Annotated in this window: 6 protein-coding genes; 5 read left to right on the forward strand and 1 reads right to left on the reverse strand. The window is 44.3% G+C overall.

Annotated features, from left to right (window positions below):
- Positions 1-1069, reverse strand: a 1069-nt coding sequence (locus VIP81_RS26595; protein ID WP_331968448.1) for a fatty acid desaturase family protein, incomplete at its 3' end; no start/stop codon positions are given.
- Positions 1070-1343: 274 nt separating this feature from the next.
- Here VIP81_RS26595 and VIP81_RS26600 point away from each other — a divergent pair.
- The 5 genes from VIP81_RS26600 to VIP81_RS26620 form a co-directional block, all read left to right on the forward strand.
- Positions 1344-2360, forward strand: a complete 1017-nt coding sequence (locus VIP81_RS26600) for a LacI family DNA-binding transcriptional regulator (protein ID WP_331968451.1) — start codon at positions 1344-1346, stop codon at positions 2358-2360.
- Positions 2361-2644: 284 nt separating this feature from the next.
- Complete coding sequence (locus VIP81_RS26605; protein ID WP_331968455.1) at positions 2645-4939, forward strand: GH92 family glycosyl hydrolase; 2295 nt, start codon at positions 2645-2647, stop codon at positions 4937-4939.
- Positions 4940-5219: 280 nt separating this feature from the next.
- On the forward strand, positions 5220-7502 hold the full coding sequence (locus VIP81_RS26610; RefSeq protein ID WP_331968458.1) for a GH92 family glycosyl hydrolase: 2283 nt from the start codon (positions 5220-5222) through the stop codon (positions 7500-7502).
- A gap of 591 nt (positions 7503-8093) precedes the next feature.
- Positions 8094-11162, forward strand: a complete 3069-nt coding sequence (locus VIP81_RS26615; protein ID WP_331968461.1) for a SusC/RagA family TonB-linked outer membrane protein — start codon at positions 8094-8096, stop codon at positions 11160-11162.
- Between the two features lie 21 nt (positions 11163-11183).
- A partial coding sequence (locus tag VIP81_RS26620) for a SusD/RagB family nutrient-binding outer membrane lipoprotein (protein ID WP_331968464.1) occupies positions 11184-12220 on the forward strand: 1037 nt, incomplete at its 3' end.

Here is a 12220-nt window from a genome sequence, read left to right on the forward strand (position 1 = left end):
CGGCCGCAACGACTACCGGTTCCGGCAGCGTGGTAATTTTGCGGGTACGTTGTTTTAAGAAGGAAATAATTTCGGCATCTGTCTGGAAGCGTCCGCCGATGTTCACAAAGTGTTTAGCCAGGAGATCATAGCGTTTCGCCATCAGGTAGGCCCATACATGGAGAAAGTGAATGCCATCAAATACAATGGCTTCGTTGGTGATATATTCATCCAGCGTTTTAGTAAAATAGACGGGATGTTCTGTCCAGTGCATGCTGGGTTTTATATGATGACTGATATGATAGCCATCATTCCAGCACTTGTGGTTATATTTTGTATTGATGCAGGTAATACTGTTTTTGTAAGAATTTTCCGGATCGTTTTCCGCTATGAAGGCATGTTGTGCCCAGTTGCCCACCATCATAATAACACGGGAAATGAGGAAGGGTAATATAAATACTACGAAAGTAGCCGGGAAATTAATAAAGGATAAACCGATACAGGCGCCAATGAAAAGGACCTCTCCCCTTACCAGCTTCACCATTAGCTTTGTTCTTTTTCTGCGCAGGTGATAACGCGCCGTATCGTACACGCCCTGTGTTACGAAGTTAAACAGGTACAGGAGGAAACTACGGAGCGAGTCGCGTTGATACATCATGGTACAGCTATCATCGTCCGGCATATTGTTTTCCGGGTGGTGCATACCGATATGATGTGAGTAATAGCCTTCCGGCGTTTGTCCGAACAGCGGGCCAATAAACCAGGGCAGGTAATTATTCCAGAACTGGTATTTTTTTATAAAGAACACCCGGTGACTGGTACAGTGCAGCATCAGCCCAAAGGGGCCTTTGAAAGTAAGGTTGTTGAGGAATTGATAGGCAATGGCAGCCGTCCACCATATCCAGTTATTCATACCCGGTATATACATGATGATGGCCAGGGGCCAGAGCGTCAGGGTAATTTTAAAGGTCAGGTATACGAAAGGAAGATCGCGTTCATCCCTGATCCAGCTTTTAAAAAGACGATCAAGTGAAGTTTCATGGGTAGGTTTTACGTAAACTGGATCTGTAAGTTGTGAAAGAGACTTCATACGCACTATTAAATTTACTACAGTTGTAATAATGTTGGCAAAACGGAGCCGGTGAATTACTATAACGTGCCCCAGGGATATATATTATTTCCGCGTAGGTTAACTGAAAGATAACCATTTTTTTCTTCCCGGGTAGGAATTACGGGTATTTTTGTAATTTCCGTTCCAGCATGTATCTGTCAGATGGGGAATACCCCGAAAATTATAACTGTCGGGTATTTGTGAGAGGTTCCTATAGTATCTGTTTTATATATGCCAAAACCAATCACTATACATGAAGAGATTAACCCTTAAAGATGTTGCAAAAATGGCCGGGGTGGCGCCTTCCACTGTTTCGTTTGTATTAAACGGGAAGGGGAAGCAAATGCGTATCCGCGATGAGGTGGCCGCCAGAATTATGCAGGTGGCAGAGAAGTCGGGTTATGAACCCCACCGCATGGCGGTGAATCTTCGCACCGGACAATCCAAAACGCTTGGACTGATTGTAGAAAGCATCTCCGGGAGTTTTTTCGCGAGTTTGGCTAAAACAATTGAAACCGAAGCAGAGCGGAGGGGCTACAATGTAGTATACTGTAGTACGGAGAACAATGCCCAGAAAGGCGGTGAGTTAATCCGCATGCTGGGCCGGCAAATGGTAGACGGCTACCTGATCACGCCAGCCCCCGGTATGGAAAAGGAAATACAGCATCTGGTGCAACAGCATAAGCCGGTGGTGCTGATGGATAGCTACTTCCCGTCTATTAAAACACCCTATGTACTCATTAATAATTTTGATGGGGTACAGCAGGGCATGAAACACCTCATCGGCAAAGGATTAACAAAGATCGCCTTTGTGATGGTAGATGTAAAGCTGATACAGATAGAAGAACGTTTAAGAGGCTATGTAACCGCGCTGAAAGAACACAAGATCCCTGTAAAGAAAAAGTATATCCTGCAACTGCAATATCACAAGCAGCGCGAAGATTCACTGAAAGAGCTACAGGACTTCATAGAAGCCAATCCCGACCTGGATGCGATCTTTTTCTCTACCAACTACCTCGGTATCCTGGGACTGGAAGTCATTGCCCGCATGGGATTGAAGATGCCGGATGATATTTCGGTGCTTTGCTTCGATGATCACGACATCTTCCGTTTATATCCACCAGGTATTTCTGTGATAGAACAGCCGATTGAGGGCATCGCCAAAACCGCCATAGACCTGCTGATGCATCAGTTGGACAAAAACAGTGGTCCGATGAAGAAAAGCGCCATCGAGCTGCCGGGTAAGTTCATTTTGAGAGGATCGGCTTAAAGGGGGTGATGTTTGCCGGGGAAGCCACCAAATGAACACGCAGCCGCTGGGATACCTTTCCCGCGTCTGTCCTGTCTTTCGAAAAAAGCATTAAATACTTGCAAATGCTGGAAAAATATTTATACTTTTAGTACCAGCTTTTGAAATAAGAGAAAAAAGGATTCGTGGAATCTTTTTTTTCTGGACCTGTGCTAAATCGATTTTGTTAAAATTTCACGTTAACTTACGCAAGCTTTGCTTGTTATAAGCGAAACGATCATTTTTGTTGTTTATAATATCTAATCATGAAAAAAGTTGGACTGTTAGCAGCCGCTTTATTATCCCTGCATGGTGCATATAGCCAAACGGTAAATAAAGTAGCTGAACCGGCGGAATGGGTGAACACCCTGATGGGCTCCGATTCTAAGGTGAGCTTATCAAATGGTAATACCTATCCTGCTATTGCCCTGCCCTGGGGAATGAACTTCTGGATGCCACAAACCAACACCATGGGGAATGGCTGGGCCTATCAATACACCGCTGATAAAATCAGGGGATTCAAACAAACGCACCAACCCTCTCCGTGGATAAATGATTATGGTCAGTTTGCCATTATGCCGGTAACGGGTGCCGTTAAATTTGACCAGAACGCCCGTGCCAGCTGGTTTTCCCATAAATCGGAAGTGGCCAAACCTTATTATTATAGCGTATACCTCGCTGATCCGGACGTAACCACAGAAATTACTCCCACAGAAAGGGCAGCTCAACTACGGTTTACCTATCCGGCTACCGACAGCGCCTTTATTGTCGTAGATGCATTTGATCATGGTTCTTATATTAAGATATTACCAGCGGAACGTAAGATCATTGGCTACACCACTAAAAACAGCGGTGGCGTACCTTCCAATTTTAAAAACTACTTCATCATCACCTTCGACAAGCCGTTTACCGTTACCAATACCTGGCACGACTCTGTACTGGTAAAAGGTCAGCTGGAATTACAGGCCAATCATACCGGTGCTGTAGTAGGTTTCAAAACAAAGAAAGGAGAAAAGGTAGGAATCAAAACGGCTTCTTCTTTTATCAGCTTTGAACAGGCAGCATTAAACCTGCAACGCGAAATTGGCGGCGATAGCTTTGACGCCACCTGCAAAAAGGCTAAAGATATCTGGAATAAAGAACTCGGCAGACTGTCTGTAGAAGGCGGTTCCAGCGAACAGGTAAGTACTTTCTACTCTTCCCTGTATCGCACCATGCTGTTCCCGCGCAAGTTCTATGAAATAGATGCGAAGAATGAAATTGTACACTATAGTCCGTTCAACGGCCAGGTATTACCCGGCTATATGTTTACGGACAACGGCTTCTGGGATACTTTCCGCGCTGTACATCCTTTCTTTACCCTGATGTATCCTACGCTGAGTGCACATATCATGGAAGGCTTATCCAACGCTTACAACGAAAGCGGATGGTTGCCTGAGTGGGCCAGCCCCGGTCATCGCGACTGTATGGTGGGTTCCAACTCTGCTTCCCTCATCGCCGATGCTTACCTGAAAGGAATCCGCGGTTATGATATCAATAACCTGTACAAGGCGATATTGAAAAATACCGAGAACGAAGGTCCGTTGAGTTCTGTAGGCCGCCTGGGTGTGAAATACTATAATACCCTGGGTTATGTGCCTTACGATGTAAACGTAAATGAAAATGCGGCACGTACACTGGAATACTCCTATGACGACTTCACCATTTTCCAACTGGCAAAAGCACTGAATCGGCCTAAAAAAGAAATAGACCTCTTTGAAAAACGCTCACAGAATTACCGTAATCTCTTTGATCCGGAAACAAAACTGATGCGTGGCAAAAACAAAGATGGTAAATTCCAGGTGCCTTTTAATCCGTTCAAATGGGGAGATGCTTTCACCGAAGGAAACAGCTGGCACTATACCTGGTCTGTATTCCATGATGTGCAGGGCCTCGCTAAATTAATGGGCGGACAGCAAATGTTTGCGCAGATGCTGGATTCCGTTTTCAACATGCCACCGGTATTTGATGAAAGCTACTATGGCACCGTTATCCACGAAATACGCGAAATGCAGATCATGAACATGGGACAGTATGCCCACGGCAACCAGCCCATTCAGCACATGATCTATTTATATAATTATGCAGGTCAGCCATGGAAAACACAATACTGGGTACGCCAGGTAATGAGCCGTTTATACAAAGCCACTCCGGATGGATACTGTGGTGATGAAGATAATGGTCAAACCAGCGCCTGGTACGTATTTTCAGCCATGGGATTCTATCCTGTATGCCCGGGTACACAACAGTATGTACTGGGCACGCCTCTGTTTTCCAAACTGACAATGACACTGGAAGACGGTAAAACAATGGTGATCAATGCACCAGGCAACAGCGATACAAACCTGTACGTTCAAAGCGCATCTTTAAACGGACAACCTTATTCAAAGAATTGGATCAGCCATCAGGACCTGCAGAACGGCGGTACCCTGGAATTTCAGATGGGCGCTACTCCTGAGAAATCAAGAGGCACCAGCCCGGCTGCTTTCCCGTATTCTTATTCGCCAACAGCGAATAAATAAGACCTGTAAACGATTTTTCATTGTTCACTGAAATATTTCATCCCGACTCTTCGGGATGTATCATTTTTGTCTTACTCAGGATTAGACTGATTTTGATGATTAGACTGATTTTTTCTTTTTGATTTTGTAAGATTGAAAAGATGAGAAAGGGGTGAAATAATACTTGTATTACTCTCAGATAATCTTTTTAAAATCATCAAAAATCACAAAGACAAAATCAGTCTAATCATCAAAATCAGTATAATCCTGAACAAGACTAACTCCGCTAAAATCAACCAACATGAGAAAATTCTTACTACCTGTTATCCTTTTTTCTTCTCTGTCAGTGCTGGCACAGGAGAATGTTATTCAATATGTGAAGCCGATTACCGGCACACAAAGAATGGGACATACCTACCCCGGCGCTACCGTGCCTTTCGGGATGGTGCAACTCAGTCCCGAAACAGATACTATTCCCTACGAAATGAATGGGAAGTATAACCCCGATGTGTACAAGTACTGTGCAGGGTATCAATATGAAGACAAAACCATTGTAGGGTTTAGTCATACGCATTTCAGCGGCACCGGCCACTCCGACCTGGGCGATTTTTTAATCATGCCTACTGTAGGGAAACTGCAACTTAATCCAGGTACGGCTGATCATCCGGAAAGCGGCTACCGTTCCGCCTTTTCTCATAGTACAGAAGTTGCGGAACCTGCTTACTATAAAGTGAAACTGGAAGATGATAATATCCTCGCAGAGCTCACCGCCAGCAACCGGGTAGGATTTCACCAGTATACTTTCCCCGGTACCGATTCCGCTCATATCATTTTGGATATGATGTCCGGTATCTATAACTACGACAATAAAAACGTGTGGACCTTTATCAGGGTAGAGAATGATACCCTCATTACCGGTTTTCGCCAAACTAACGGTTGGGCACGTACGAGAATAGAATATTTTGCGCTAACCTTCTCCAAACCATTTGTGGCATACGGACAGCAAAACAATGCCAAAGATGTATACAAAGGCTTCTGGAGAAAGTTTGACCAATCGAAGAACTTCCCTGAAATGGCAGGACGACAGATCCGCGCCTACTTTGATTTTAAAACCGCCCCTGGTGAAAAAATCAAAATAAAAATGGCCCTGTCGCCGGTAAGTACAGAAGGTGCGTTGAAAAATCTGCGTGCAGAAATTCCGGGCTGGGACTTTGAACAGGTAAAACGTGACGGACAGGCACTGTGGACAAAAGAACTGAACAAAATTCATATTGAATCCGGTAGCAGAGAAGAAAAGGAAAACTTCTATACCGCGATGTATCATGCCTTCATTAATCCCACTACCTATATGGATGTGGATGGTCAGTATCGCGGACTGGATATGAATATTCATACCGCTAACGGATATACGAATTATACTACTTTTTCGCTGTGGGATACTTACCGTGCATTGCATCCGCTGTTTAACATGATTCAGCCTAAACGTAATGCCGATATGATCCAGTCTATGCTGAGCCACTATGAACAAAGTGCACAGCATATGCTGCCTATCTGGGCGCATTACGCCAATGAAAACTGGTGCATGATCGGTTATCACAGCGTATCTGTTATTGCCGATGCCATCATGAAAGGCAATGCGCCATTTGATGTAAACAAAGCACTGGAAGCTTGCGTAACCACCGCCCGCCACCGTACTTATGATGGCCTGGAATATTATATTGACCGTGGTTATATACCGGAAGATAAAAATGGTTCCTCTGTTTCAAAAGTGCTGGAGTATGCATATGATGACTGGTGTATTGCACAGGTGGCGAAGAAATTAGGCAGAACAGATATTTATGAAGAATTCATAAAACGCTCCGTTAATTATAAAAACGTATACGATGGCAATACCGGATTTATGCGGCCTAAACTAAATGACGGCACTTTCAAGGCCAGCTTTGATGCACTGCAAACGCATGACCAGGGCTTTATTGAAGGCAATGCCTGGAATTACAGTTTGTATGTGCCACATGATCCTAATGAAATGATTGCCATGATGGGAGGTAAAAAGCAATTTACCGCACACCTGGATTCATTGTTCACCATGGAGCTGCCAGATAAGTATTTTGCAGAAACGGAAGATATCACCCGCGACGGTATCATTGGGAATTACGTACACGGTAACGAGCCTTCACATCACGTAGCCTATTTATATAACTGGACCGGCTATCCGTGGAAAACGCAGGAACGGGTGCGCATGATCCTGAAAAAAATGTATCATCCCGGTCCTGATGGCTTAGGTGGTAACGACGACTGCGGACAAATGAGTGCGTGGTATATTTTCACCACGTTGGGCTTCTACCCGGTATGCCCCGGTTCTGACCAGTATTCACTGGGAAGTCCGGCGATAGACAAGGCCACGCTGCAACTGGAAAATGGTAAAACATTTATTGTAGACGTGAAAAATCAGGGAGATAAGAATGTATATGTGCAGAAGGTAGTACTGAATGGTGCACCATTGAATCGTTTGTATATTACCCATGCAGATATCATGAATGGCGGTACCATTACGTTTTATATGGGTGCTAAGCCAAAGAAATAAAGATTGTCTATTTGATATATAAAAGCTTCCTCCGGAATACGGAGGAAGCTTTTCTTTTTTAATATGAACGGATTTTAACCCATCGGAAAGCAGGTGTTATTGCGCGGTTTCACATTTTTTAACCCCGGTTATCCTACTTTTAGACGCTCCTGTTTACCACTTCAGATATGTGTCTGTGTGACATTTAATTGCCTCTGTGCTAACCGGAGTAATGTTCTTGTAAGGTGTCAGATTACTGAAATTATCTTCTTATTTTCTTTTTTACCTGAAGTTAATATTTGCACAATACTGGTTAATTCTGGTGTGACCACATCGGTGAATGTGACCTAATTTTACTTTTATATCAAATGTAATTTGTACGTCTTACTTCTGCTGAAAGTAGGATGGGCATTGGTATGTAGTACGTATCAACCAATAGCACATGTTATGAATCTGCCGTTAGGCAAGTAAAATTATCAGACAACAAAATCGTTACAGACAACAACATCTTTACCATTATTCATTAATCATTTTTCCGCGTTGTATGCAACGCTGGCTGGCCTGCGTTTGCAAGCGTGATGCTGGCTGTTTAATCTCAACAATTTAATTCTTATGAAAAAAACAATTGCAATGGCAGCATGGCTGCTGTTAGCGGTAGCTTGTGCCTACGCCCAATCACCGGCTGTTTCCGGGAAGGTGATGACCAAAGATGGGGCGCCTATACCTGGCGCATCTATACACGTGCAAGGTCGCAGTACCGGCACCGTAGCAGGTACAGATGGTGCTTTTAAAATCGATGCAAAAAATGGCGACCTCCTGTTAATCACGGCCATCGGATTTACTACCCTGACTATCAAAGCCAATAGCGCTGCACCGATGATGTTATCGATGACAGAAAATTCAAAAGAAATTAGTGAAGTAGTAGTGACGGCATTAGGCATTAAGCGCGACAAAAGAATGCTGACCTATAGTGTGCAGGAAGTAAAAGGCGCTACCTTAACCGAAGCAAAGCAGGACAACCTGGTGAATGCCATGGCCGGAAAAATTGCCGGTGTACAAATCAATAATTCCAGCGGGATTCCAGGTAGTTCTGCCAGAATTGTGATTCGTGGTAATACTTCGCTCGTAGGGAATAACCAGGCATTGTTTGTGGTAGATGGTATTCCGATGGATAACAACGAGGCCGGAAACCCCAACAGGCCTGAGTATTCAGGCGGTACTGCCAACAGGGCCAGTGATATAGATCCCAACATCATTGAAAGTATTACCGTGCTGAAAGGCGCTGCAGCTACCGCACTTTATGGTTCTGCCGCAGCAAGGGGCGCCGTGATAATTACCACTAAAAATGGCGTCGGCGCTGGCAATAAAGGCACTCCCAGTGTATCTGTAAGCAGCAGCTATTCTTTTCAAACACCTATCCTGCCTGAGTTACAGGATAAATTTGCACAAGGCACCGGCGGTGTATATGTAGATGGAAATAATGGTGGTATCAGTTCGTCGTCCTGGGGTCCACGGATGGATACCCTGAAAGTAAATGGTGTGGCGGTTCCGAAACACAATCCTGCCAAAGAATTTTTTCAAACCGGACATACATCAGATAATAATATTAATGTAGGTGGTTATTCAGATAAATCCAATTACCTCATTTCTTACTCTTATCTGAAAACAACCGGTACTATTCCGAACACAGATTATTCCAGGCACTCCCTGTTTACCCGCTATGGTGTAAAGTTGGCGAATAACCTGCAACTCACTACCCAGTTCAATTATATTCAGTCAAATAATCATCGCTACCTGGAAGGAAACAACTTCGTGAATCCACTCTGGACAGTATATGGCGCGCCTATTTCCTGGGACCCGCATCCTTCTGTGAATGAAGATGGTTCGCAACGCCTGTTCCGTGCCGCGAGAAATAATCCTTACTGGATCCTGGATAACACTGGTTTGCAGGATAAAAACAACCGCATCATTCCGGTAATTACGCTGAGCTATAATCCTTTGCCATGGCTCACGATTACAGAAAGAGCGGGCGCCGATATGTATGTGAACGCCACGGATTACCATGAGGCACCCGGTGCTATCGGTTGGGGAAATACAGGTCCTACGCCGGTAATAGGCCAGATGTATCAACGGGATATTAAATACCAGCAGTTCAATAATGATATAATGGTGGAAGCCAGAAAAGACTTTGGTAAAGACTGGTTTGCAAGTGTACTCGTAGGTAATAATATTCTCAGTAATTACAATGATTATTCTTTGGTGAAAGGCGTGGGGATATCGGTAGATAAGCTGTATAATATTGGCAACTTTTCCAAAGTATCTTCTAATTACAGTTATTACAGAAGTCGCAAGGTAGGTTTTTACGGACAGGCAAACCTGGAGTATAAACGCATGCTTACCGTGGCGCTCACAGGCCGTTATGATGGCAGCTCCGTATTATCAAAGGGTAGCCAGTTTTATCCTTATGGCTCTGCCAGTGCCGGATTTATCTTTACCGAAGCATTGCATATGCAGGACAACCGGATCCTGAATTTTGGTAAAGTACGGGTGTCTTATTCCATGGTGGGTAATGATAACGTAGGACCTTATTCTCTCTCCAATCCTTATTATCAGGCCAGCATCGGCAATATCGCCTTTCCTTTCCGTGATGTAAACGGATATGCGCTGACTACTACTTATGGTTTTCCTTTAAGGAACGAATCGCTGAAAGAATTTGAAATTGGATTGGAAACAAGGTTCCTGCAGAACAGAGGTTCACTGGAAATTTCCTGGTTCAATAAACGCAGCAGTGAGTTATTAACACCAGGTTCGCCAATATCTGCTGCCACCGGCTTTAACGCGGCTTCTCTGAACGCAGGTGATATGTCGAATAAAGGTATAGAAGTAACCCTGGGTATCACACCCGTGAAAACAAAAAATGTGAACTGGACTATCGGTGTCAACTATACGAAAATAGATAACAAAGTGCTGAACCTGGCTAACGGTGTTGCTTTCATCCAGCTCGCAGGTTTTTCTGCTCCGGGTATTTTCGCATATGCCAATCAGCCGTACGGTGTGATTTACGGAGATCATTACGAGCGTAACGACCAGCATCAGCTGATCTTAACAGATAATGGTTATCCTGTTGTGAGTTCCACATTTGGCCCTATTGGTAACTCCACTCCCAAGTGGACTGGCGGTCTTACCAGTAATCTCACTTACAAAGGATTTACTTTCTCTTTTGTACTGGATCATAAACATGGGGGGGATGTGATTAACCTGGATAACGCTTCCCTCTTTTTCTATGGCACAGCCAAGGCAACAGAGAACAGAGGAACTTCCCTAGTACTCGAAGGCGTAAATGCAAAAACGGGCGCACCTAATACAAAAGCAATTGTTTTAGATGAAAACTACTACAAATCCTATTATTCTGCTGCTGATGAAAACAGTGTGGAAGATGGATCTTATCTGAAATTACGACAGGTATCACTGGGATATAATTTAGGCGCCAGTGTGTTGAAAAATACATTTTTTAAATCTGCCGTAATCACACTCACCGGTACCAATTTCATCCTACATAAAAACTACACCGGTTCAGACCCCGAAGTAAGCCTGAATGGAAGTGGCAACGGGCAAGGTTTTTCCAACTTTCCCGTGCCTTCCAACAGGAGTATCATTGCTGGCGTGAAGGTTACGTTTTAAACAACATCAAAAGAGTACGACATGAAAAATAAACTAAGCATATTCCTGGTGGCGGGTTGCACCTTATTGGGCGCCGGCTGTACAAAGTTCCTGGACATAAATTCAGATCCTAATAATCCATTAAAAGTTAAGGAAGCGCAGATCCTGGGCCCCGTGGAAATCAGCACCAGCACTACTGTTGTAGGTGGGTTGTATGGCACTGTTACTGCTTACTGGATGCAGCAGTTATCACTGAACCAGGCTTCTCCCAGCCTGGAATCCTATACCATTACGCCAGTAGACGCAGACAACACGTGGAATTATTATTTGTATCCCAATGTTTTCCAGAACCTGAATACGATGATTGATTTGGCGGAGCAACAACGCCATCCTGAGTATGCAGCGATCGGTAAGGCATTGTTTGCCTATAACCTGGCAATAGCCACTGATCTGTGGGGAAATATTCCTTATACACAGGCGTTCAAAATTCCGACTATCATGCAACCCGGTTATGACAAACAGGAAGCCATTTATGCCACCATTCAGCAAATGCTGGACAGTTCATTGTATTACATGGATCAGCCTGAAGGTGCTGTAACGCCGGCAGCGGAAGATTACATTTACAAGGGAGATATGAAGCAGTGGAAAAAGTTTGTGTATACCCTTAAAGCCAGGTACCATATGCGTTTGAGTAAAGCGCCCGGTCATACGGCTGTACAGGAAGCAGATAATGCTTTGCTGGCATTGCAGCAAGGCTTTCAAAGCAATGCAGACAATGCGTTGGTGGCTTACCCCGGCAGTGGTCAGGCAGAAAATCCCTGGTACATGAATACCGGTGATGCATCCGGTGGTGTAGTAATGGCGCAATCATTTATTGACTCACTGGTGTTGAGACATGATCCACGCTTAGCCGTTTTTGCTACCAGAGGTAATAAAGGTAATTATGCCGGCAGAAGAGTAGGCGATATGCCGGCGGCTGATCCGGATTCATTTTCTCTGGTCAATGAATTTTATGCGGGTGCAGCTGCCCCTCTTTATATGGCTACCTATAGCGAAGCGTTATTTATAAAAGCGGAAGC

Origin of the sequence: Chitinophaga sp., assembly GCF_036566945.1 — a bacterium.
Taxonomy (GTDB): domain Bacteria; phylum Bacteroidota; class Bacteroidia; order Chitinophagales; family Chitinophagaceae; genus Chitinophaga.

Excerpts from the sequence above, each read along its gene's own strand:
- VIP81_RS26600 (WP_331968451.1), top strand. The coding sequence starts at position 1,344 with ATGAAGAGATTAACCCTTAAAGATGTTGCAAAAATGGCCGGGGTGGCG.
- VIP81_RS26605 (WP_331968455.1), top strand. The coding sequence starts at position 2,645 with ATGAAAAAAGTTGGACTGTTAGCAGCCGCTTTATTATCCCTGCATGGT.
- VIP81_RS26610 (WP_331968458.1), top strand. The coding sequence starts at position 5,220 with ATGAGAAAATTCTTACTACCTGTTATCCTTTTTTCTTCTCTGTCAGTG.
- VIP81_RS26615 (WP_331968461.1), top strand. The coding sequence starts at position 8,094 with ATGAAAAAAACAATTGCAATGGCAGCATGGCTGCTGTTAGCGGTAGCT.